The organism is Mesorhizobium sp. M0029 (assembly GCF_040323735.1).
Lineage (GTDB): Bacteria > Pseudomonadota > Alphaproteobacteria > Rhizobiales > Rhizobiaceae > Mesorhizobium.
This window is the reverse complement of sequence record NZ_JAMYVF010000019.1, coordinates 94,934-116,008: the sequence shown is the minus strand read 5'-3', so window position 1 is coordinate 116,008 and position 21,075 is coordinate 94,934. Positions and strand designations below refer to the sequence as shown.

The following is a 21,075-nucleotide window of genomic DNA, read 5'->3' as shown; positions in this document are numbered from 1 at the left end:
CGCCGCGCCAACCAATCCGCTTGGCGCTGCGGCGGACGCATAGGGGGAGAGAAGTGTCACCTATGTATCCGGTTCAAAGTGTTACCCATCTATCGGCTGGACAAGCCTGGCTGGGACAGCGCCAACGTCCGGAAAGATGGGGGGAGCGCCCCGGCCGTAAGCGCAGGTCCTGCACGAAAACTGCACATCCCTGCGGAAAACCTCCTCCGCTCCGCCCCGCCGTTTCCATGCGAGCCCGCGACAACAGCGGCATGCAACAGCGAAACGCTCACCTTTGGTCCTTGCCCTATCGCCTGCGCAGCGAAAGCTGGTGGTTGGTCGATCCGCCCCGGGCGGAGGCCCGCCCTTACCTGGAAGCGAGCCTGCTCCCTTTTATCCGCCCACCGGCCGAGCGGACCCAGCCCATCAGGAAAATCCGCGCATGACATCGTTTGCAAGCTTTTCCAGCCGCTTCGGCACCGCCGTCCTGCTCGTGGCGCTGGCGGATTTTTTCTTTTACGGCCAGCCCGCCGGGATCACGGTGCTGCTGTTTGCCATCCTGATCGCCGGCGCGGTGGTCGCTGTGCATCCTGCCGCGCTGAATTCCACCCGACCCTGGCTCAAGCCGGCCGCTTTGTTCGTCGCGCTGCTGCCGCTGGCCGAGAACGTCAGCCCGCTGTCGGTGGCGATAGCTGTCGTGGCGCTGGTGGTGTTTGCGCTGTCCCTGTCCGGGCGGCTGCGGCACGGCATCGCCCGCATTGCCGGCCAGGTCGCGCTGTTCCTGCTGGCGGCGCCGCTGCGCCTTATCCGTGACTTTTTCCAATGGCGCCGCACGGTGCGCCGGCTTGGCGGCCGCCGCATCCACCTGGCGTCCATCATCGTCTGGGTCATGCCGGTGACGCTGGGCGCGGTGTTCCTGTTCTTGTTCGGCGCCGCCAATCCGGTCATCGAATACTGGCTGTCGCTGATCGACCTGATGAAGCTGCTCGATCTCATCCAACTGGCGCGGATCGTCTTCTGGCTGTTCGTGCTCGCCGGCGTCTGGCTTTCCTGCGGCCTCGCCTGCCGCGTTTCCCGCGCCGCCTTCCACGCCGCCTTGCACCTTTGACGCCGCCTGCAGCCGTGGCCGCACCGGCCGCGACTAAACCAGCGACAACGATCGAGGCCGTCGTCTTCGGCAAGGCCGCGATCTTGCGCGCGCTGATCGTCTTCAACGCCCTGTTTGCGCTGCAGACCGGGCTCGACGCCGCCTATCTCTGGGGCGGGGTCGCCCTTCCCGACGGCTTGAGCTATGCCGCCTATGCGCATCGCGGCGCCTATCCGCTGATCGCCACCGCGCTGCTGGCCGCCGGCTTCGTGCTGGCGGCGCTGCGGCCGGGCAGCGAAACCTCAGGCGATCCGCTGATCCGCCGGCTGGTCTATGCCTGGGTGGCGCAGAACATCGTGCTGGTCATCTCGTCGATTCTCAGGCTCGATCTCTATATCGGCGTCTATGCACTGACCTACTGGCGCATCGCCGCCTTCGTCTGGATGGGGTTGGTGGCGTCAGGGCTTGTACTGATCATTGCCCGCATCGCGCTTGGAAAATCCAACGAATGGCTGCTCTCCGCCAATCTTGCGACGCTATCGGCGACGCTTTATGCCTGCTGCTTCATCAACTTCGCCGCAACGATCGCCAATTTCAATGTCGACCATTCCCTTGAAATGACCGGTGACGGCACGCCTATCGATACCGAATATCTGCGCTCGCTCGGCGCTGCCGCCATGCCGGCGCTGGACCGCCTCTACATGCACCAATTCGGAAACCAAACCACCTATCTGGCCGATCAAATGATGATCGACGACACTATCGCCGAGCAGAGGCAGTGGCGCGCCTGGAGCTTTCGCGGCTGGAGGCTCGTGCAGGTTCTCGACAAGAGAGGTCCGCTCGTGCTTCCTCCACCTACCCAGCCCTCGCAACCTTCAGTGCCGGACCGTTAGATCCATGCCGCATCAGATCCTGGTCGCCGACGACGATCCGCACATACGCGAGATCATCTGCTTTGCGCTGGAAAAGGCCGGGATGAAAACGCAGGCCGTCGCCGACGGCGCGGCCGCCCTGCAGGCGATCGAACGCCGCGAGCCTGACCTCGTCGTGCTCGACATCGGCATGCCGGAGATGGACGGGCTGGAAGTCTGCCGGCGGCTGAGGCAGCGCTCCGACGTGCCGGTTCTGTTCCTGTCGGCGCGAGACGAGGAGATCGACCGCATCCTCGGGCTCGAAATGGGCGGCGACGACTATGTGACGAAACCGTTCAGCCCGCGCGAGCTGGTGGCGCGCGTCAACGTCATCCTGCGCCGCGCCCGCCCGGTGGCGCCCGACCCGGTCGACGACAAGAACTTCGCGCATGGCAAGCTCAGCCTGGCGCCGGCCAGCCACGGCGCCAGTTTCGACGGCAAGGCGCTGGCGCTGACGGCGATCGAATTCTCGATCCTGAAAGGGTTCCTGGCGCGGCCGGCGCATGTGCTGGGCCGCGACCTGGTGGTCGCCAGCGCCTATGCCGCCAACATCCACGTCGCCGACCGTACCGTCGATAGCCACATCCGCAACATCCGCGCCAAGCTGGCGGCGGCGGGCTGTCTCGACGCCATCGAAACCGTGCATGGCGTCGGTTTCCGGCTCGGCCGATGCGGCGCCTGAGCGACGCCAAATGGATCGGCACCAAATGGCGGCCAAGGCTGGCCACGGTGGTTCTCGCCATCCTCATCATGGTGCTGGCGCTGCCGCTGGTCGGCCTGTTCTTCTTCCGGCTTTATGAAAACCAGCTGATCCGCCAGACCGAGGGCGAGCTGATCGCGCAAGGCGCCGTCATCGCCGCCATCTATGCACAGAATATCAGTGACGCCGGCATTGCCCCGGAGAAGCTTGGGGTGCCGATGCAGGCTGACAGCGGCGATGCCAGCCGCGGCGACGACACGCCTTACCAGCCGATCGAGCCGACACTCGATCTCGCCTCCGACTATTTGCTGCCGACCCGGCCCGCCGGCATTGTTGCCGCCACCGATTCGGCCTTTGCGGCGATCGGCGCGCGGCTGTCAGGCATTCTCGACACCACGCAGAAAACCACCTTGGCCGGCTTCCGGCTGCTCGACCCACATGGCGTCGTCATTGCCGGGCGCGATGAGGTCGGACTGTCGCTCGCCCATGTCGAGGAGGTGCGCACCGCCCTTACCGGCCACTATGCCAGCGCGCTCAGGCAACGAATTCCCGACCAGCCGCCGCCGCCGCTCTATTCGGTCAGCCGGGGCACCAAGGTCCGCGTCTTCGTCGCCATGCCAATCGCGGTCGACGGCCACGTCGCCGGCGTGATCTACCTGTCTCGAACGCCGAACAACATCGTCAAGCATCTCTATGGTGAGCGCGGCAAGGTGACGCTGGCGGCCATCGCCATGCTCTTCGGCATGCTGCTGATCGCGCTGGTGTTCCTGCGCACCGTGAGCCGGCCGATCTACGCGCTGATGGAGCGCACGAGGCGCATCGCCGCCGGCGACCGCGACGCCATCCGGCCGCTCGACCATCACGGCACGCGCGAAATGGCCGAGCTGTCCGCGGCCTTTCTCGACATGGCCGAAAAGCTGCAGGCGCGCTCCGACTCGATCCAGACCTTTGCCACCCATGTCTCGCACGAGCTCAAATCGCCGCTGACGGCGATCCAGGGCGCGGCCGAACTCTTGCGCGATTCCGGCGAGGCGATGGACGCGGCAGAGCGCAAGCGGTTTTCCGGCAACATCGTCAACGATGCCGGAAGGCTCAATCTGCTGGTACGGCGCCTGCTCGATCTGGCGCGCGCGGAAAACCTGGCGCCGAGCGGCGAAAGCACGTCGCTCGATGCGGCGCTGGCATTGCTGCCGGTGGACGGCAGGCTGGCTGTGACCATCGAGACGGGCGGCGAAACCGGTCTGCGCATCTCGGCCGAGAATGCGGCGATCGTGCTTGCCAACCTGATCGACAATTCCGCCAGGCACGGCGCGACCCAGGTTTTGCTGGCGGCTGCCAGCGCCGAAGGCAAGGTGACCATTGCGGTCAGCGACGACGGCGCCGGCATCTCGCCGAGCAACAGGGCACGCATTTTCGAGCCGTTCTTCACCACGCGGCGCGAGTCCGGCGGCACCGGCATGGGCCTCGGCATAGTGCTGGCCCTCCTGAAAGCGCATGATGGCACGATCGCGCTGGTTGACTCCGGGCGCGGCACGCGCTTCGAGATCATTGTGCCGGCGGCGTGAAGGATGCCGGCGGCCGGATCGGAGAACAAAGTGCGCTACGACACCGTCATCATCGGCGGAGCCATCGTCGGCTCCTCGGTCGCCTATTATCTGCGCGAGGAAGGCTTTTCCGGCTCCATCGCGCTGATCGAACGCGACCCGCAATTCGCCCATGCGGCAACGACGCTGTCCATGGCCTCGATCCGTCAGCAATTCTCGATTCCGGAAAATATCCGGCTGTCGCAGTTCACGCTAAACCTGTTCCGGCGACTGAAGGAGACCTTCGGCACCGATGCCGATATCGGTTTTCGCGAAGGCGGCTATCTCATCCTGGCCGGCGAGGCCGGGTTGCCGATCCTGAAAGCCAACCACGAGGCGCAGGTCGCCGAGGGCGCCGACATTCTGCTCGAGGACGCCGACCAACTGGCAAAGCGCTTTTCATGGCTGTCGACCGAAGGCATCAGCGCCGGCGCCTTCGGCCGCAGCGGCGAGGGCTGGTTCGACGCTCATGCCATGCTGACGCTGTTCCGCAAGGCGCTGCGCGACAGACAAATCGATTTCATCGCCGCCGACGTCACCGGCATCGAGAGGCAGGGCAACCGCGTCACCGGCGTGGACCTCGACAATGGCGAAAGACTGCAAGCCGGCATCGTCGTCAATGCCGCCGGGCCGAATGCCGGCAGGGTGGCCGGCATGGCGGGACTCGTGCTGCCCGTCGAGCCGCGCAAGCGCAACGTTTTCGTCTTCGAGGCGCGGGAAAAATACGCCGACATGCCGCTGCTGGTCGACCCATCCGGCATCTATGTCCGGCCTGAAGGCTCGGTCTATCTCACCGGCGGCGCCGAGCCGGAGGAGGGCGATGGCCCCGCCGACCCCCGGGATTTCGACGTCGACTGGCCGCTGTTCGAAGAGGTGATCTGGCCCGTGCTGGCAACCCGCATCCCCGCCTTCGAGGCGATCAAGCCGACCCGCGCCTGGGCAGGCCATTACGACTACAACACGCTCGACCAGAACGCCGTGGTCGGCCCGCATCCAGAGGTCGGCAATTTCATCTTCGCGAATGGGTTTTCAGGGCATGGGCTGCAGCAGGCGCCGGCCGTCGGCAAGGCGCTGGCGGAGCTGTTGGTGCATGGCGGGTATCGGACGGTGGATTGCTCGGCGTTTGGGTACGAACGGGTGGTCGAAGGGCGGGCGTTTCGGGAATTGAACGTGATTTGAGGCGGGCGGAATAGGATCGCTCTGTCGAGTTCCCGCCCACCCCCTCTGCCCTGCCGGGCATCTCCCCCGCAAGAGGGGAGATTGGCAGCTTCGGCGAAGGCGCCATTCTTGCAACGTCGGCGATTGGCGAAAGCGGTCGCGGCATCTGATCTCCCCCCTTGCGGGGGAGATGGCCGGCAGGCCAGAGGGGGTGCTGTCCCGCGAGCGTCTAAGCAACCATCGCACTGACAGCCATCGCGTTCCCCAGTGCATGCCCGGCGGCCGTGTTGTCGAAAATCCCCCAGACCTCGGCACCGGAAGCGGCCGTTGCTTCCACTTGCCGCGCAAACCGGTCGAGCGTTTCGGTATCGTAACCCGAATAGTAGATGCGCGGCGCGCCGTGCCAGCGGAAATAGGCAAGGCCGGGCCAGCCACCCGGCCCTGCTGCCTCCGGAACCGAAGCCGGGTCGGCGGCGACCCGGGCGACCTGGTGACCGGCCAGCAGTGCGTCCGTCTCGGCACTGAACCAGGTGGGATGGCGCGGCTCGCATGCCAGCCTTGCCCGGATACGCTTGCCCAACATGTCGAAGAGACCGCCGGCGACCTCCGGCTCGAAGGGCAAGCTCGGCGGCAGCTGCACCAGAAGCACGCTCAGCTTTTCGCCGAGACCTTCGACCTGCCCGAGAAAGTCCTCTGTCAGCCCCTCGCAATCGGCGAGGCGATGCTCATGGGTCATGCTCTTCGGTGCCTTGACCGCGAAGCGGAAGTGCTCCGGCACGGCGTGAGCCCAGCGCTCATAGGTCTCGCGGCGGTGCGGCTTGTAGAACGAGGTGTCGATCTCGACGACCGGAAAGCGTTTTCCGTAACGTTCGAGATGCGAACCGGACTGCGGAAACTCAGCCTTGTATCGAGACGGAATTCCCCAGCCGGCGGTGCCTATGAGAGATCGGCGATTTCCCATGCTGGGGATGTGGACCGGATGAAGCGCGGGTCAAGGGCGGCAAGGAGGCGTTGCTCAGCAGGGTCCTGAACACCGTTCCGCATTGCCCGATAACCTTGCCCGCCTTGACTGCCCAACCCGGTCGGCAATTGCGCCCGATGCGGCGTCAGCCCTCGCGGGAGAACCAGAACGCGTCGGCCATGCGCTTCATGCCGATACGCTCGTAGAAGCCGACGGCGTCGGGCATCGAGATCAGGCTGATGGCGACCGAAGGCCCAAGCTGCCGGCGGGCCTCGTCCATCAGGCCCTTGCCGATGCCGACGCCTTGCGCCGATTGCGACACGGCGAGCTCTGAGACGTAGCACACCCAGGAAAAATCGGTGATGGCCCTGATAACGCCGATCAGCGGCCTGCCTTCGATGTCGAGCCGCGCCGTGAGCACTAGGTTCGCGCCCGAAAGCATCGCCTGCAGCCGGGCGTCGTCATCGACGGGGCGTGTTTCGCCGAGCGTGGATTCGACCAGCACGCGGCGGAACTCGGCGACGTCGAGCTCAGGCTCCCTGGCATAGATAATCTTCGATTGTGCGGTCATGGGCGCAAGGTGCACCAACGGCAGCCGGTTTTAAAGACAGTGCCGCGCCGATCTTTCGATCGGGCCGCGCACCAACAGTTGCCTTTTATTTGCCGGCGGCTTTGTGTAAACCGGGCGCAGCAAACCCTGACGCAACGAATTATCGATCAAGAACGGGCAAAAGCCATGGAAAAATTCACCAAGCTCACCGGCGTCGCCGCACCGATGCCGATCGTCAATGTCGACACCGACATGATCATCCCCAAGGATTATCTCAAGACGATCAAGCGCACCGGGCTCGGCAGCGGCCTGTTCGCCGAAATGCGCTACAAGGACGATGGCTCGGAAAACCCCGACTTCGTGCTCAACAAGCCAGCCTACCGCAAGGCGCAGATCCTGGTCGCCGGCGACAATTTCGGCTGCGGTTCGAGCCGCGAACACGCGCCGTGGGCGCTGCTCGATTTCGGCATTCGCTGCGTCATCTCGACCTCGTTCGCCGACATTTTCTACAACAACTGCTTCAAGAACGGCATCCTGCCGATCACCGTCAGCGCCGAAGACCTGGAGAAGCTGATGGACGACGCCTCGCGCGGCTCCAATGCGACGGTGTCGGTCGACCTCGAGGCCAAGGAAATCCGCGGCCCCGACGGCGGCGTGGTCACCTTCGACCTCGACGACTTCAAGCGCCACTGCCTGCTGAACGGTCTCGATGATATCGGCCTGACCATGGAGAAGGCCGGCGCCATCGCCTCGTTCGAGAAGAAGAACGCTGCCGAGCGTCCTTGGGCCTGAGTGGTACGAGATGGCCCGGCCGCCACAAAGCCGGGTTCGTGGCGGCTGAACGGAGGGGACAGTCATGACACGTTTTCTTCTTGCCGGCGCCTGCGCGCTGGCGTGGATGCTGATGCCGGTGGCCGGCGCGCAAGCACAGACCGACAAGATACTCGTGCCGGCAGAAGATCCGTCCGCCGCCGATCCGGGCGCGTCGAGCAATGCGGCCCTGGCGGACGATGACAGCCAGGGGTCGATCCCGTTCGAGGGCGGGCAGCTGACCATTACCGAGCCAGAGCAGGATGGCGAAAAGGTGCTGGCCTATGACGGCAAGCAGCTGGCCAGCAATTACGACGTGTTCTTCGACAGAACAGTCAAGGTCGGCGGCGTCAACGTGGCGCTGGTCGATGTCGGCGACGGCGGCAACCAGTGCGGCCCGGCCAAGGTCATCGTCTGGAAGCCGGAAGGCGGCGAGATACAAAGCCTCAAGGTCGAACAGGACGAATGCGGCGCGCCGCCGGCGGCGGTGGCCGACAACGCCATCTATTTCGTGCCGTATCTGTTGCCGGGCGATACGAAGCAAGCGCTGCAATGGTCACCCAGCGACGGGCTGACGATCTCGGGCGACCTGACCTACGCGCCGGAGCCGGGTACGGACTGGAAGGACGTCGATCCGGCCAAATACCAGAACATCATCGACGCCTTCCACAATGAGGCCGTCTACAAGGCGGCGCAGACGCTGCTCGGCGACACCATGCCCGACATGGCGACCAGCCTGCTGGTCGGCGGCGGCACCGAAAAGACGGCGTCGGGCGCCTTCTACGCCACCGGCTGCGTGCCGCACTCATGCGGCAGCAATGACGGTTTCATGGCGGTCGACCCGGCCAAGCACACGCTCTACTTCGCCCGGCGCGGCGACAATGGCGAGCCGCAGGCGTGGCCTGACGTGAAGACCTGGCCTGCGGATGTGAAGGAAGCAATGGACAAGGCGCAGGAGTCGGGGAACTAGGGTTCGCGGCAGCGCGGCGAACACTCGGTGTTCATGCTTGTTCCGTCGCGATCCGTCACACCCCCCTCTGCCCTGCCGGGCATCTCCCGCTCAAGGGGGGAGATCAGACGTCACTCTGGCTTTCGCCAATCGCAAATGTGGAAAGCGAGAAAGGCGTCCGAACTGCTAATCTCCCCCCTTGAGGGGGAGATGGCCGGCAGGCCAGAGGGGGTGCTGTCCCGCCGACGACCAAGATTTGCACCTGACTTGGCCCATGGTCTGGCCGGCTCTTTTCCTGCAAAGTGTCCGAAACCACAGCGAGGCTCCATGCGCACACTCATCTCCACCGGTTCGCCCTTCGAAAAAACCGCCGGCTATTCGCGCGCGGTGGTGCAGGGCGACTGGTGCTTCGTCTCGGGAACCACCGGCTATGACTATGCGACGATGGCCATGCCGGAAACGGTGGAGGCGCAGACGCGCAATTGTCTGGCGACCATCGCCGAGGCGCTGAGGGATGGCGGCTTCGACATGGCCGATGTGGTGCGGGCGCATTACTACATCACCGACCAGGCCTTCGTGGACGTGGTCTTCCCCATCCTCGGAGAGGCTTTCGGCGAGATCAGGCCGGCGGCGACGATGATCGTGTGCCAGCTCAACAAGCCGGAAATGAAGATCGAGATCGAAGTCACGGCGCTGCGGCGTACGGCTTGAGGAGGCAAAGCCATGACGGTCCGGCGCATCGTGGCCAATATCGGGACACCAGACGCGGCAGCGGCGAAACGCTTCTATCAGGACGTGCTTGGCCTCGATGTGCTGATGGATCAGGGCTGGATCGTCACCTTAGGCTCCGACGCACGGATGCAGGTGCAGATCAGCTTCATGGCCCAGGGCGGCTCCGGCACGCCGGTGCCGGACCTCTCCATCGAGGTCGACGATGTCGATGCGGCGCTGCAAGGCATGAAGGCCGCCGGCTTTGCCGCCGAGCATGGTCCGGCCGACGAACCCTGGGGCGTACGGCGGTTTTATGTGCGCGATCCGTTCGGCCGGTTGGTGAATATTTTGTCGCACAAGTGATTTGTTCCTCTCCCCCGCCTCTGGCCACGGCGAGGAACCCAGGTCTTGAGACGCGGGCGCCGTCGTAGCGTTCTTCATCCCCTTGCGCCGCAAGCTCTTGGCGTTTAGCAAGGCCGCGGTTTCTCCAACAGCATTGGGACGGTTCTCCATGGCTTCGAAAAATCTTCTCCTGCTCGCCGGCGACGGCATCGGCCCCGAGGCGATGGCCGAGGTGAAGAAGCTGATCGCGGCCATGAACGCAAAGATCGGCAGCGGTTTTGCCACTGATGAAGGCTTGGTCGGCGGCTGTGCTTACGACGCGCATGGCGCGGCGATTTCCGACGCCGACATGGCAAAGGCGATGGCTGCGGATGCGGTTCTGTTCGGCGCCGTTGGCGGGCCGAAATGGGACAAGGTGCCTTACGAGGTGCGTCCCGAGGCCGGGTTGCTACGGCTGCGCAAGGATATGGAGCTGTTCGCCAATCTCCGGCCCGCCATCTGCTATCCGGCGCTGGCCGCGTCCTCTTCGCTGAAGCAGGAGGTGGTCGAAGGCCTCGACATATTGATCGTGCGCGAGCTTACCGGCGGCGTCTATTTCGGCGAGCCCAAGCAGATCATCGATCTCGGCAACGGCCAGAAGCGCGGCATCGACACGCAGGTCTACGATACGTTCGAGATCGAGCGCATTTCGGGCGTCGCCTTCGAGCTGGCGCGCACCCGCAAGAACCATGTGACATCCATGGAGAAGCGCAACGTCATGAAATCCGGCGTGCTGTGGAACGAGGTCGTCACCCAGACCCAGAAGACTCGCTATGCCGACGTCAAGCTCGACCACATGCTGGCCGATGCCGGCGGCATGCAGCTGGTGCGCTGGCCAAAGCAGTTCGACGTCATCGTCACCGACAATTTGTTCGGCGACATGCTGTCCGACATCGCCGCCATGCTGACCGGATCGATCGGCATGCTGCCGTCGGCCTCGCTCGGCGCGCCCGATGTGAAGACCAAGAAGCGCAAGGCGCTGTACGAGCCGGTGCATGGCTCGGCGCCCGACATTGCCGGCCAGGGCATCGCCAACCCGATCGCCATGATCGCGTCGTTTGCCATGTGCCTGCGATATTCCTTCGGCATGGTCGATGAGGCCGACAAGCTCGAAGGCGCAATAGCCGCCGTGCTCGACGACGGGCTGCGGACGAAGGATATTTTGTCCGAGGGCATGACCGAAGTCGGCACTGTCGCAATGGGCGATGCCATCATCGCCAAGTTCCTGGCTTAGCGGCCGACTCAGCGGATCTCGCCGGCCAGCCGTTTCAGCAGGCCGACGAGTTGCGCCTCGTCCACGGCTGAGAAAAAAGCAGCGTCGGCGGCTTCGACGGCGACGATAGCGCGCTGGACTGCGGCCGTCCCCGTCGTGGAGACGCGGATCACCTTGGCGCGGGAATCCCGCGGGTTGGTGTCCCGCACAATCAGTCCCTTTGCCTCGAGCCGGGCGACGACGTCCGATGTCATCTTCACCTCGGTGCCGGCCTGGGCGGCGAGCTGCACCTGGTTAGGCGGCTCGCCATAGCGGCCGAGCCACATCGCCGAAGCCAGCAGCACGAACTGGACATGCGTAAGGTCAAGCGGGGCCAGCGCCGCCGTCATGACGCGCTGCCAGCGCATGGTGGTTCGCCAGAGCAACAAGCCGGGGCTCTCGGATGGTCCGCTGAAGCGCGTTTGCAGATCCCCCCGATCAGCCACCGTTCGCCAACTCCCTTGCCTGCTCGAACAGTTTGGCCATCGAAGTGTCGAAATCGCCGCTGATCTGCGGCCCGAGCTCTGGTCCGACCTCGGCGGCCGATGGGCCGGAAATCTCGAGGCGATGCGTCACTTGAGTGCCACCCTCGACCGGCGTCAGCGTATGCCTGAACAGCAGTTTCGTGTCGCCGAACGAGGTCTCGTCGGCATACGTCACAGTGTCGACAAGATCGACGATCGTCGATTCGAAGGTGTCCTGCCCGACGGGCGTTACAGAGAGGCGGGTGCCCTTGGCGAACGGGCCGTGCAGCACGAACGTATCGGACCCTTCGTAGGTGAGGCGGCCTTCGTGCAGCGCCTTGAGCGCGTTCCAGATGGCCTGCGCCGAAAGGGGGGAAATTGCGGTGTACTCGTTGGTCCACATTTGTCTTGGCTCCATCATCCGTTTTCGATCGTCGATTTGATGAGTGCACAGATTATCTGTGCGCAGACTAAATGGCAAGAGAAATATTTTGTTCGTCCGGTCAAAACAGCAGCTGCCTTCCTGGCTGCGACCTAAGCCATTGTTAAAGCACGGCTGTCCGCAAACAGCCGGCAGTTCATTTCTGGTGCGGTCTAGGCTCCGCCTCCTCCAGGCACCGGCCCCCACTGGTTTTCGTGGGCCTGGGTCGGGATCAATCCGAGTATCAGCGCGAGGATCAGCGTAGCCGGAGCGAACATGAAGGTGATTGCGAAGTAAGGTATTGCCAGCCAGCCGGTCAGGCCGATGTCGTGCAAGCGGCGCACGACGAGCCCGACCCAGGGCAGGAACGTCGCTAGCCAAAACAGCCCCCAGACGCCGATCATCACAATCGGCCAGTTGCCGGCATCGAAATTGCCGACGGCCTGGTCGGCGAGGGCGCCGGCAATTCCGACCAGGATGAAGCTGACGGTCCAGAACAGGCAGTAGCCCCAGAATTCCTTGCGGCGGGCGCGTTCGGCGAAGTTGATGTAGTTGCGCGTCACGCCTCGCCAGAAATAACCCGGCAGTCCGCTATCGCGAACCGCGCCGTCTTCCGCCAGGCGGCCGAAATGCTGTGGCGCGGCTGAAGCGGCAGCCGCCTTGGGCGGCGCGGCGCTTGCCGCTGGCGCAGCGGTGGCGGGACTGGCGGGCTGGGCGCGGATTGAAAAAACGTCGCGCGCCTGACCGCTTGCCGGCAGAAACTCGACCACTGCGCCGTTCGCGATCACGGTATCACGGCGCAGATCCTCGCGCGCGAAGGTGTAGCGGTTGCCGTCCGCCCCGGTGATGAAGCCGAAACCCTGGGCCTCGTCATAGTGAAGAACTTCGCCGCGCATTTAGCCTCGCCCCCGTGCAGGCACAGACTGTTCAAAGTTGCGGCGGACTGCAAGGGGGTGGACGAAATGGAGGGCAAACGGTTCAGGCATGAGTTGCTTTATTTTCCGGTGCGTTGGCGCTGCCCCTCACCTGCCTGCCGGCATCCTCTCCCGTATAGTGACGGGGAGAGGGGTCGCTGTTATCGACGATTCCGCCAATCACCAACGCTGCAAGAAGAGCGCCAAGGCTGCGGTCCGCCCTTTCTCCCGTCATTATACGGGGAGAAATGCCCGGCAGGGCAATGAGGGGCAGCGCCTGCATTTGTAATTGGCCGATAAGAGCCTCAAACCGGCCGCTTCTTCGGCTTCTTGTTCTTCGGCGGTCCCGCCTTGTCGAATTTCGGTTTCCCGGCCCAAGGCTTTGCATCGCCGGCGGGCCGTTCCCGCTTCTCGAATTTCGGCTTGTGTGCGCTTTGCGGCGCCTCGAACGGGCGCTTGCCGCGATGCGGCTTCTTGTCGGGCTTCGGCGCCTGGTAGCCGGCGCGCGACAGGTCGGGCGTGCCGTCCAGCCGCTTCACCACGATGTTGCCCTGCAGCTTCTTGTCGGGGCCGAGGGCGGCGAGGAAGCGATCGGCCCAGTCGGCCGCGATCTGCACGTAGGTCTCATCCTGCTGCATCTTGATGGAGCCGATCTCGCGCTTGGAGATGTTGCCGGTGCGGCACAGCATCGGGATCAGCCAGCGCGGCTCGGCATTCTGCTTGCGCCCGATCGACAGCGAGAACCAGACACTGTCGCCGAAATCGTCGCGCCGGCCTGGCGCTTCATCGCGGCGCTCGAATTTTTCGCCCGCCGGTTTGTCACGCGAAGGCGTGAACGGTGCGACATCCGTAAGCTCCTCGGGCGCCGAGCGGCTGGCGCGGCATTGGCGCACGAAGGCGGCCGCAATCTGTTCGGCGCCATGCCTGGCCAGAAGCGCGTCGATGAAGCCGCGCTCGTCCTCGGCCACCGGCTCGTCGAAGGCTGGATCGGCAAGGATGCGCTCGTCGTCGCGCTTGATCACGTCGTCGGCCGAGGGCGGGCTCGCCCATGTCGCCTTCAGCCCTGCATTCTGCAGCAGGCGCTCGGTGCGCTTGCGGGCGCCGTTGGGCACGATCAGCGCGCTGACGCCCTTGCGGCCGGCGCGGCCGGTGCGGCCGCTGCGATGCAGCAGCGTTTCGGGATTGGTCGGCAGATCGGCGTGGATGACCAGTTCGAGATTGGGCAGGTCGATGCCGCGCGCCGCGACATCCGTGGCGATGCAGACCTTGGCGCGGCCGTCCCGCATCGCCTGCAGCGCGTGGGTGCGCTCGTTCTGGCTGAGCTCGCCCGACAGCGCCACGACGGAAAAATTGCGGTTGTTGAAGCGCGCCGTCAGGTGATTGACGGCGGCGCGGGTGTTGCAGAACACCAGCGCGTTCTTCGCTTCGTAAAACCGCAGCACGTTGATGATGGCGTTCTCGCGGTCGGGATAGGCGACATTCAGCGCCCGGTACTCGATATCGAGATGCTGCTTTTCCTCGCCGCCGGCCGAGATGCGTACGGCGTCGCGCTGATAGCCTTGCGCCAGCGTGGCGATCGAGCGCGGCACGGTGGCCGAAAACATCAGCGTGCGGCGCTGAGCCGGTGCGGCATCGAGGATGAATTCGAGGTCCTCGCGAAAGCCGAGGTCGAGCATCTCGTCGGCCTCGTCCAGCACCACGGCTTTCAGCGCCGACATGTCGAGAGAGTTGCGGGTGATGTGGTCGCGCAGGCGGCCAGGCGTGCCGACGACGATGTGGGCGCCGCGCTCCAGCACGCGCCGTTCGGAACGCATGTCCATGCCGCCGACACAGGACGCGACGGTGGCGCCGGTCGGCGCGTAGAGCCATTGCAATTCGCGCATCACCTGCAGAGCGAGCTCGCGCGTCGGCGCCACGGCCAGCGCCAGCGGTGCGCCAGCCTGGTCAAAACGCTCGGCGCTTCCAAGAAGGGTCGGTGCCAAAGCCAGGCCGAAGGCGACAGTCTTGCCGGAGCCGGTCTGCGCCGACACCAGAGCGTCGGCCTCGCCGAGTTCCAGCACCGCCTTCTGCACCGGCGTCAGCTCGGTATAGCCGCGTTGTTCCAGCGCCTCTGCCAGCGCAGGAACGATACGTTCGAAATGGGACATCTCACTCTTTCGGAATTCGGGGCATGGGCTCATCATGCAGCACATGCCGGGGCTGGCGCCACGCCAGCCAAACACTATTTGGGCGTTCGTACTTCTTGCGGCCGCTATTGTACAGGGCAAGCGAGTGCCTTGCCGCAATTGACTCCTGACGCAAACCGCGTAAAAGCCGGCATCGAACGGGATCATTTTCGATGCGCGGCCTTCTGATGGCTCTTCTTGCATTCGACTTCCCCGGCCACAATCATGGGGCCGGGCGCGTTGGCGCGTCTTACCGTTCCAGCAAAACTATGGCCAAAACCACCACCAAAACGGTGTGATTCCCTTGGCCTAACCACCCTCTCCCGGGTCCGGCCCGGGGGACGAAACCCGCATTGGCCGGCGGGTTTTCTCCAAAAACCAAGCGGAGAGGGACAGGAGATTTCTGATGAGTTTCAAGGTTGCGGTAGTCGGCGCCACGGGCAATGTGGGTCGCGAAATGCTCAACATACTGGAAGAGCGCGGCTTTCCGGTAAGCGAAGTCGTGGCGCTGGCCTCGCGGCGCAGCCAGGGCACCGAAGTGTCGTTCGGCGACCGTTCGCTGAAGGTCAAGACGCTCGACCAGTATGATTTTTCCGACACCGACATCTGCATCATGTCGGCCGGCGGCAACGTCTCGAAGGAGTGGTCGCCGAAGATCGGCAAGCAGGGCTGCGTCGTCATCGATAACTCGTCGGCCTTCCGCTACGACCAGGACGTGCCGCTGATCGTGCCGGAAGTGAACCCGGATGCGATCTCGCTGTTCACCCGCAAGAACATCATCGCCAATCCGAACTGCTCGACGGCGCAGCTGGTCGTGGCGCTGAAGCCGCTGCACGATGTCGCCACCATCAAGCGCGTCGTCGTCGCCACCTATCAATCGGTATCCGGCGCCGGCAAGGAAGGCATGGACGAACTCTTTACACAGACCCGCGCGGTGTTCGTCGCCGATGGCGTCGAGGTCAAGAAGTTCACCAAGCGCATCGCCTTCAACGTCATTCCGCATATCGACGTCTTCCTCGACGACGGCTCGACCAAGGAAGAGTGGAAGATGGTCGCCGAGACCAAGAAGATGCTCGACCCCAAGATCAAGCTGACGGCGACCTGCGTGCGCGTGCCGGTGTTCATCGGCCATTCCGAAGCGGTCAACATCGAGTTCGAAAAGCCGATCACCGCCGACGAGGCACGCGACATCCTGCGCGAGGCGCCGGGCTGCCAGGTCTTGGACAAGCGCGAGGATGGCGGCTATATCACGCCGCTGGAATCGGCCGGCGAGGACGCCACCTTCATCTCGCGCATCCGCGAGGACTCGACCATCGACAACGGCCTGTCGATGTGGATCGTCTCCGATAATCTGCGCAAGGGCGCGGCGCTCAACGCGGTGCAGATCGCCGAGCTTCTGGTCGAGCGCGGCCTGATCCAGCCGAAGAAGAAGGCGGCCTGACGGCTGGTTTGTTTTCGCTCACGGGGTTCGGCCTTCGGCCGATTCCGTTTATCGCTCACGGGCCGTATCGCCGCTGCCGCGGCTGGCCCTCCGCGGGGGCGCCGGAAAGCCGGCGACCCGCAGTCGCGGGCTCGGCCTTCGGCCGAAGCCTTCCTTCTCCCCGTCCTCGGGGAGAAGGTCCCGGCAGGGGGATGAGGGGCAGCGCTGATGTTGAGAAACGCCTTTGAACGATCCCACCAAAATCGTGCTGCGCCCCGCCACGGCTTTGGATGCCGCGACCATCGCCATTGTCATGCGGGCCGCACTTGGCTCGTTCTCCTGGATGCCGGTCATCCCGCGAGATCGTGCTGTCCCGGCAGCAGGTGACGGTCGCCGAGGCCGGCACCGGCATTGTCGGCTTCATTGCCCTCAGCGGCGATTGGGTGGAACAGCTCTATCTCGACCCCGCCTGGATGGGGCAAGGCATCGGCAGCCGGCTGCTGGTGCAAGCGACCGCCGCGCTACGGATCGTTAAACTGCATTGCTTCCAGGCCAACACCGGCGCGCGTCGCTTCTACGAGCGCCATGGCTTTCGCCCCGAGGCGTTCGGCGCGGGCACCACCAACGAAGAAGGCCTGCCGGATATTCTCTACGTGCGTCGAGCTTGATATTCAGCCGGCGTTATCCTTGGCCAGTTGGCGCAATAACTCCATCGCTTCCTCGGCCCGCTCAGCGGGCACGAACAGATGGTCATGATAGAAAGCAGAGACCGGATTGACGCCCATGCCGGCGGCGGCCAGCCGGGCGGTGATGGCGGCGAGGAAGCCGACGGCTTCCAGCGAGGAGTGGACGTTCAGGGTGATCATGCGGCAGCGGAACGAAGCGGTCAGCCCGGCCGCCCGTGCCGCGTCCTCGGTCACGATCAGTGTCACACCCTCGCGCTCGCGAAAGACCATCACGGGATCGAGGCCTGCCTGCCGGCTGATTCCAGGTGTGAGCGTAGCGAACACGTAGACGTCCGGCAGCAGTTCCGGCGTCATCGCCGCCAGCAGCTTTTTCAGATCAGTCTCGCCGGCCATTCGCTCGTCTCTCGCCCAGCCCTATCAATAGCCGTGACTGGTGGATGTCGATAGTCCGTCAAGGTGGAGGGACAGCGCCCCCCTCTGCCCTGCCGGGCATCTCCCCCGCAAGGAGGGAGATCGGCGGTTTCGATGCTCCGCTCATTCATGGAACATTGCCGAAGCGGTCGAGCGTGTAATCTCCCCCCTTGCGGGGGAGATGGCCGGCAGGCCAGAGGGGGGTGTGAAGGATCGCCACGCAGCGGCTTTTGCTTGCTGCTACCCAAAAAGAATCCGCACCCTGTAGGATCGCCGCCCCATCGCTCGTCCTTGGTCCGAAGCCAGCAAACGGCTCGAACCGCTTAGGAGGGAACACCCGTGAGTATTTCTCAAACCATGCCCGTCTCGTCGGGCGCCCTGTGGACCGGCCGCGTGCTCAGCGGCCTCATCATCCTGTTCATGATCTTCGACGGCGTCATCAAGCTGCCGCCGCTCGATGTCGTCACCCAGACGATGGTGCCGCTCGGCTGGCCGGCCGATGTCAATGTCGCGCGCACGCTCGGCATTATCGGGCTGATCTCGACCGCGCTCTATGCGCTGCCCCGCACCTCGGTGCTCGGCGCCATCCTGCTCACCGGCTATCTCGGCGGTGCCATCGCCACAAACATGCGCGTCGGCAGCCCGTTGTTTTCGCACACGCTGTTTAGCGTCTATCTCGGCATCATCCTGTGGGGCGGTCTCTATCTGCGCGACCCAAGCGTGCGCGCCCTGATCCCGTTCAGCCGTTAAGCGAGGAGAAAAACATGCTCAGCACCATTCTCATCATCCTGGTCGTCATCATCGCCGCCGTGCTCATCTATGCGGCGACGAGGTCGAATGATTTCGTCACCGTCCGCACCGCCAGCATCAAGGCCGCGCCGGAAGCGATCTTTCCGCTGATCAACAATTTCAAGCACTGGCCGGAATGGTCGCCCTACGAAAAGCTCGACCCGCTGATGAAGCGCACGCTGTCGGGCGCTGATGCCGGCAAGGGCGCCGCCTACGCCTGGGAAGGCAACGCAAAGGCCGGCAAGGGACGCATGGAGATCGTCAATTCCGTGCCATTTTCGCTGGTGTCGCTGAAGCTCGACTTCGAGAAGCCGTTCCGGGCCAACAACAGCGTCGACTTCACCCTGAAACCCTCGGGCGACATCACCGCAGTCACCTGGGCGATGCGTGGCAGCCGGCCCTTCATTGCCAAGCTTATGGGCCTCTTCATGAATTTCGATACGCTGATCGGCAAGGATTTCGAGGCTGGCCTCGCCAATCTGAAGAAGGCCACTGAAAGGTAAAACGTCCTGCATTTCAACAAGCTCGGCGGCGGTCGTTACGAATGTGACAGGCGCGCGCACCGGGATCTCTCACGTCTTCGGGATCAAATCAGCCGTCTGGGAGTTAGAGCCGTGGCGGCGAGGACGGCGATCCGCGTGAGAGAGGAACGACAATGAAAAAAGCGATGATCATTCTGGTACTGGCGACCGCGCTGGGCGCGTGCTCGCAAACCGAAAAGGGTGCCGCGGTCGGCGGCCTCGGCGGCGCGGCGGTTGGCGCAGCTGTGGCAAATGATCCGGTTCAGGGCGCCGTCGTCGGCGGCGCCGTCGGCGCCGTGGCCGGCGCGCTGATCGGCCGTGCCAGCGAAAGCGGTCAATGTCGCTACCGCGGCCGGAACGGGCGCACCTATATCGCCAGCTGCCCTGACGGTTATTGAACACAGCCAGGTCCAACATCGGAAACCGGCGGCTATAGATCGCCGGTTTCGCTGTTGCCCAAGACAGCTGGACCATGGCTGCCTGCGCTACAGCAATCCCCGGATATGCTCCCAAGCCAGGCGGCCCAGGCGTGTGTCGGCGTCGTCATTGCCGCCATGGGCGTGCAGCCCCGAGCGCGGCGTGTTTTCGCCCGGCAGCAGAATGCGGTGGCCGGCGTCGGGCACTGAGACGAGGCAGGTGGTCATTGCGGTGTCCTGGCGACGCTGAATGATCGACTGGGCAAAATCCAGCGATGGCCATAGCGCGTCGTCGCCGCCCGCAACCAGAACAATGTCGGCTGAAATAGCTTCGGCGGGAATGGCAGCCTCGGCCGCAGCGTCCTTGAAGGTTTGCAAGGCACGCTGGAAGAGGCCTCGGTAGGACACCAGACCGTCGACATACTCCGCGTTCCAAGCGGGATTGCTTGGGACGAACGGCAAAGGAATCCCCTCGAGCGTCCACGACGATCTTTCCGGCCAGCTGACGCCGTCGCGGCCCGGCCCGATATTCCCCCAGACCCCGATGTCGGGCTGATCGCAACCACGACGTCAATGCGTGGATCATGAGCCGCCGCAAGCAGGGAGGCCTCGGCGAGGTCCCGACATAGACGATGCGCCGGCATCCCATCTGGACAAGATAGCCGGTCGCCGCGAAAAACGTTTCGAGCGGGATCTCGCAAATGCCGGGCACCTGACCTTCGCCGCCAAACCATTGCAGCGCGAGAGCGGATGCTCCTTCCTTGGCAAAGAGCCGGGCGCGGGTGACGTCGATGCGGCCGCTCGATCCGCTCAGCACGACGACGCCTGTCGTGGCGCCGGCGCATCGCAACAGCGTTCCGGCTACGCCGCCGAAAAGGGTCTCTTCCGTGACGGTCCGCTCAGTCATCTTTCGTTCGAACGCCATATGACATCGCCGCACAATAGCAAAACGGCGGGCACAGGCCCGCCGTTTTGTCGATGCGATGACGCGATGCTTATTCGGCGGTGGCGGCTTCCGCTTCGGCCGGGGCTGCAGCAGCGGCGGCAACAGCGGCGGCGGCGTCTTCCTGGGCCTTCTTCAGCAGAGAGGCGCGTTCCTGCGCCTTCTTGCCGGGCTCGGCCTTCTTCGGGTTGGAGCGGGCTTCGCGCTTGAGGAGGCCGGCCTCATCGAGGAAGCGCAGCACGCGGTCGGTCGGCTGAGCGCCGTGCGACAGCCAATGCTTGACGCGGTCGGCGTCGACCTTGACGCGCTCGCCGTCCTTGGGCAGCAGCGGGTTCCACGAGCCGATCGACTCGATGAACCGGCCGTCACGCGGCGAACGGGCGTCGGCGATGACGACGTGGTAGTAAGGGCGCTTCTTCGAGCCCGCACGGGCCAGTCTGATCTTCAAGGGCATTTCATTTCTCCTAAAATTTCTGATGTCAGTGTTGGGTTAATGGCTTTGTCTGGTGCAGGTCGTTGTCCCAAAACCGCTGCGCACTTTTGGGCGACATGCACTTTGTTAGCCGGTTTTGCTTGCGCCGTTGGACGCGGCGATCTGCTCGTGATGGCGGATCACTTCGCGGACGACGAAGTTGAGGAATTTTTCCGCGAAATCGGGGTCGAGATGAGCGTCCTTCGCCAGCTGGCGAAGGCGGGTGATCTGCTCCTGCTCGCGCGCCGGGTCGGCGGGCGGCAGGCCATGCTCGGCCTTGAGCACGCCGACCGCCTTGGTGCAGCGGAAGCGCTCGGCCAGCATATGAATGAGGGCGGCGTCGATGTTGTCGATCGAGGCGCGATAGCCGGCCAGGATGGTGCGTGCGTCGGCCATGTCTTTTTCTTCGTTCATAGCGTCC

The 21,075-nt window shown here is 64.3% G+C and carries 22 protein-coding genes and 2 pseudogenes; 14 read left to right on the top strand and 10 right to left on the bottom strand.

Translation table 11 applies throughout. The annotated features are described in order from the left end of the window. Positions 1-421 precede the first annotated feature (421 nt). From NKJ76_RS32465 to NKJ76_RS26140, 4 genes and pseudogenes are all read left to right on the top strand, one after another. Positions 422-1,959: pseudogene (locus tag NKJ76_RS32465) on the top strand (DUF4153 domain-containing protein). A 4-nt stretch (positions 1,960-1,963) separates the two neighbouring features. Then, positions 1,964-2,659, top strand: coding sequence for a response regulator transcription factor (locus tag NKJ76_RS26150; protein WP_023747407.1), 696 nt, complete (start codon positions 1,964-1,966; stop codon positions 2,657-2,659). Further along, positions 2,647-4,242 (top strand): sensor histidine kinase, encoded by a 1,596-nt coding sequence (locus NKJ76_RS26145; protein WP_352538698.1) that lies wholly within the window; start codon positions 2,647-2,649, stop codon positions 4,240-4,242. Before NKJ76_RS26150 ends, NKJ76_RS26145 begins: the two co-directional genes overlap by 13 nt. A 30-nt stretch (positions 4,243-4,272) precedes the next feature. After that, entirely contained in the window at positions 4,273-5,439 is a 1,167-nt protein-coding gene (locus NKJ76_RS26140; RefSeq protein ID WP_352538697.1) for an NAD(P)/FAD-dependent oxidoreductase, read from the top strand. 208 nt (positions 5,440-5,647) lie between these two features. Here the strand turns inward: NKJ76_RS26140 and NKJ76_RS26135 are convergent, their stop codons facing one another. Next, entirely contained in the window at positions 5,648-6,379 is a 732-nt protein-coding gene (locus NKJ76_RS26135) for a DUF72 domain-containing protein (protein ID WP_352538696.1), read from the bottom strand. A gap of 145 nt (positions 6,380-6,524) precedes the next feature. Then, positions 6,525-6,950, bottom strand: a complete 426-nt coding sequence (locus NKJ76_RS26130) for a GNAT family N-acetyltransferase (protein ID WP_023747403.1) — start codon at positions 6,948-6,950, stop codon at positions 6,525-6,527. Between the two features lie 165 nt (positions 6,951-7,115). On the opposite strand from NKJ76_RS26130, the gene leuD reads away from it, so the two are divergent. The 5 genes from leuD to leuB all read left to right on the top strand — a co-directional run bounded on the left by leuD (position 7,116) and on the right by leuB (position 11,014). Continuing rightward, positions 7,116-7,721: a 3-isopropylmalate dehydratase small subunit gene (leuD, locus tag NKJ76_RS26125; RefSeq protein WP_023730275.1), complete on the top strand. Its 606-nt coding sequence runs from the start codon at positions 7,116-7,118 to the stop codon at positions 7,719-7,721. Positions 7,722-7,785: 64 nt separating this feature from the next. Beyond that, positions 7,786-8,709, top strand: coding sequence for an Ivy family c-type lysozyme inhibitor (locus NKJ76_RS26120; RefSeq protein WP_352538695.1), 924 nt, complete (start codon positions 7,786-7,788; stop codon positions 8,707-8,709). A 306-nt stretch (positions 8,710-9,015) separates the two neighbouring features. Continuing rightward, entirely contained in the window at positions 9,016-9,399 is a 384-nt protein-coding gene (locus tag NKJ76_RS26115; protein WP_023702580.1) for a RidA family protein, read from the top strand. A 12-nt stretch (positions 9,400-9,411) separates the two neighbouring features. After that, on the top strand, positions 9,412-9,762 hold the full coding sequence (locus tag NKJ76_RS26110) for a VOC family protein (RefSeq protein ID WP_352538694.1): 351 nt from the start codon (positions 9,412-9,414) through the stop codon (positions 9,760-9,762). A gap of 148 nt (positions 9,763-9,910) precedes the next feature. Continuing rightward, positions 9,911-11,014, top strand: coding sequence for a 3-isopropylmalate dehydrogenase (gene leuB, locus NKJ76_RS26105; protein ID WP_352538693.1), 1,104 nt, complete (start codon positions 9,911-9,913; stop codon positions 11,012-11,014). A gap of 8 nt (positions 11,015-11,022) precedes the next feature. On the opposite strand, the gene NKJ76_RS26100 is transcribed toward leuB, so the two are convergent. The 4 genes from NKJ76_RS26100 to NKJ76_RS26085 all read right to left on the bottom strand — a co-directional run bounded on the left by NKJ76_RS26100 (position 11,023) and on the right by NKJ76_RS26085 (position 14,978). Further along, positions 11,023-11,400, bottom strand: coding sequence for a MarR family winged helix-turn-helix transcriptional regulator (locus tag NKJ76_RS26100; protein WP_023671693.1), 378 nt, complete (start codon positions 11,398-11,400; stop codon positions 11,023-11,025). Between the two features lie 70 nt (positions 11,401-11,470). Further along, on the bottom strand, positions 11,471-11,899 hold the full coding sequence (locus NKJ76_RS26095; RefSeq protein WP_023671694.1) for an SRPBCC family protein: 429 nt from the start codon (positions 11,897-11,899) through the stop codon (positions 11,471-11,473). A 191-nt stretch (positions 11,900-12,090) separates the two neighbouring features. Further along, positions 12,091-12,813 (bottom strand): DUF805 domain-containing protein, encoded by a 723-nt coding sequence (locus NKJ76_RS26090; RefSeq protein ID WP_023683826.1) that lies wholly within the window; start codon positions 12,811-12,813, stop codon positions 12,091-12,093. 323 nt (positions 12,814-13,136) lie between these two features. Further along, positions 13,137-14,978, bottom strand: a complete 1,842-nt coding sequence (locus NKJ76_RS26085) for a DEAD/DEAH box helicase (protein WP_352538692.1) — start codon at positions 14,976-14,978, stop codon at positions 13,137-13,139. Between the two features lie 424 nt (positions 14,979-15,402). Between NKJ76_RS26085 and NKJ76_RS26080 the strand changes: the two genes are divergently transcribed. Further along, positions 15,403-16,437, top strand: a complete 1,035-nt coding sequence (locus NKJ76_RS26080; RefSeq protein WP_023671698.1) for an aspartate-semialdehyde dehydrogenase — start codon at positions 15,403-15,405, stop codon at positions 16,435-16,437. Positions 16,438-16,781: 344 nt separating this feature from the next. Then, positions 16,782-17,084: a GNAT family N-acetyltransferase gene (locus NKJ76_RS26075; protein WP_245260740.1), complete on the top strand. Its 303-nt coding sequence runs from the start codon at positions 16,782-16,784 to the stop codon at positions 17,082-17,084. Between the two features lie 3 nt (positions 17,085-17,087). Here NKJ76_RS26075 and NKJ76_RS26070 read toward each other — a convergent pair whose 3' ends face one another. Then, positions 17,088-17,495, bottom strand: a complete 408-nt coding sequence (locus tag NKJ76_RS26070; RefSeq protein WP_023671700.1) for an ACT domain-containing protein — start codon at positions 17,493-17,495, stop codon at positions 17,088-17,090. A gap of 357 nt (positions 17,496-17,852) precedes the next feature. Between NKJ76_RS26070 and NKJ76_RS26065 the strand changes: the two genes are divergently transcribed. From NKJ76_RS26065 to NKJ76_RS26055, 3 genes are all read left to right on the top strand, one after another. Continuing rightward, complete coding sequence (locus NKJ76_RS26065) at positions 17,853-18,263, top strand: DoxX family protein (protein ID WP_023687655.1); 411 nt, start codon at positions 17,853-17,855, stop codon at positions 18,261-18,263. A 14-nt stretch (positions 18,264-18,277) separates the two neighbouring features. Then, positions 18,278-18,805, top strand: a complete 528-nt coding sequence (locus tag NKJ76_RS26060) for an SRPBCC family protein (protein WP_023732866.1) — start codon at positions 18,278-18,280, stop codon at positions 18,803-18,805. 152 nt (positions 18,806-18,957) lie between these two features. Continuing rightward, the gene (locus NKJ76_RS26055; protein WP_023683830.1) at positions 18,958-19,221 is read left to right on the top strand and encodes a YMGG-like glycine zipper-containing protein; all 264 of its coding nucleotides are present in this window, start codon (positions 18,958-18,960) and stop codon (positions 19,219-19,221) included. Positions 19,222-19,308: 87 nt separating this feature from the next. Here the strand turns inward: NKJ76_RS26055 and NKJ76_RS26050 are convergent. From NKJ76_RS26050 to NKJ76_RS26040, 3 genes and pseudogenes are all read right to left on the bottom strand, one after another. Beyond that, positions 19,309-20,146: pseudogene (locus NKJ76_RS26050) on the bottom strand (acyl-CoA thioester hydrolase/BAAT C-terminal domain-containing protein). 88 nt (positions 20,147-20,234) lie between these two features. Then, the gene (rpsP, locus tag NKJ76_RS26045; RefSeq protein ID WP_023671705.1) at positions 20,235-20,636 is read right to left on the bottom strand and encodes a 30S ribosomal protein S16; all 402 of its coding nucleotides are present in this window, start codon (positions 20,634-20,636) and stop codon (positions 20,235-20,237) included. A 105-nt stretch (positions 20,637-20,741) separates the two neighbouring features. Next, complete coding sequence (locus NKJ76_RS26040; RefSeq protein ID WP_023671706.1) at positions 20,742-21,068, bottom strand: chorismate mutase; 327 nt, start codon at positions 21,066-21,068, stop codon at positions 20,742-20,744. Positions 21,069-21,075 lie beyond the last annotated feature (7 nt).

What these genes read in the sequence shown, in the direction of transcription:
- leuD (WP_023730275.1), top strand. Translation starts at nt 7,116, where the DNA reads ATGGAAAAATTCACCAAGCTCACCGGCGTCGCCGCACCGATGCCGATC.
- NKJ76_RS26055 (WP_023683830.1), top strand. Translation starts at nt 18,958, where the DNA reads ATGAAAAAAGCGATGATCATTCTGGTACTGGCGACCGCGCTGGGCGCG.
- NKJ76_RS26130 (WP_023747403.1), bottom strand. Translation starts at nt 6,950, where the DNA reads ATGACCGCACAATCGAAGATTATCTATGCCAGGGAGCCTGAGCTCGAC.
- rpsP (WP_023671705.1), bottom strand. Translation starts at nt 20,636, where the DNA reads ATGCCCTTGAAGATCAGACTGGCCCGTGCGGGCTCGAAGAAGCGCCCT.
- NKJ76_RS26145 (WP_352538698.1), top strand. Translation starts at nt 2,647, where the DNA reads ATGCGGCGCCTGAGCGACGCCAAATGGATCGGCACCAAATGGCGGCCA.
- NKJ76_RS26085 (WP_352538692.1), bottom strand. Translation starts at nt 14,978, where the DNA reads ATGTCCCATTTCGAACGTATCGTTCCTGCGCTGGCAGAGGCGCTGGAA.
- NKJ76_RS26150 (WP_023747407.1), top strand. Translation starts at nt 1,964, where the DNA reads ATGCCGCATCAGATCCTGGTCGCCGACGACGATCCGCACATACGCGAG.
- NKJ76_RS26080 (WP_023671698.1), top strand. Translation starts at nt 15,403, where the DNA reads ATGAGTTTCAAGGTTGCGGTAGTCGGCGCCACGGGCAATGTGGGTCGC.
- NKJ76_RS26060 (WP_023732866.1), top strand. Translation starts at nt 18,278, where the DNA reads ATGCTCAGCACCATTCTCATCATCCTGGTCGTCATCATCGCCGCCGTG.
- NKJ76_RS26095 (WP_023671694.1), bottom strand. Translation starts at nt 11,899, where the DNA reads ATGTGGACCAACGAGTACACCGCAATTTCCCCCCTTTCGGCGCAGGCC.
- NKJ76_RS26135 (WP_352538696.1), bottom strand. Translation starts at nt 6,379, where the DNA reads ATGGGAAATCGCCGATCTCTCATAGGCACCGCCGGCTGGGGAATTCCG.
- NKJ76_RS26070 (WP_023671700.1), bottom strand. Translation starts at nt 17,495, where the DNA reads ATGGCCGGCGAGACTGATCTGAAAAAGCTGCTGGCGGCGATGACGCCG.
- NKJ76_RS26120 (WP_352538695.1), top strand. Translation starts at nt 7,786, where the DNA reads ATGACACGTTTTCTTCTTGCCGGCGCCTGCGCGCTGGCGTGGATGCTG.
- NKJ76_RS26100 (WP_023671693.1), bottom strand. Translation starts at nt 11,400, where the DNA reads ATGCGCTGGCAGCGCGTCATGACGGCGGCGCTGGCCCCGCTTGACCTT.
- NKJ76_RS26110 (WP_352538694.1), top strand. Translation starts at nt 9,412, where the DNA reads ATGACGGTCCGGCGCATCGTGGCCAATATCGGGACACCAGACGCGGCA.
- NKJ76_RS26115 (WP_023702580.1), top strand. Translation starts at nt 9,016, where the DNA reads ATGCGCACACTCATCTCCACCGGTTCGCCCTTCGAAAAAACCGCCGGC.
- NKJ76_RS26090 (WP_023683826.1), bottom strand. Translation starts at nt 12,813, where the DNA reads ATGCGCGGCGAAGTTCTTCACTATGACGAGGCCCAGGGTTTCGGCTTC.
- NKJ76_RS26040 (WP_023671706.1), bottom strand. Translation starts at nt 21,068, where the DNA reads ATGAACGAAGAAAAAGACATGGCCGACGCACGCACCATCCTGGCCGGC.
- leuB (WP_352538693.1), top strand. Translation starts at nt 9,911, where the DNA reads ATGGCTTCGAAAAATCTTCTCCTGCTCGCCGGCGACGGCATCGGCCCC.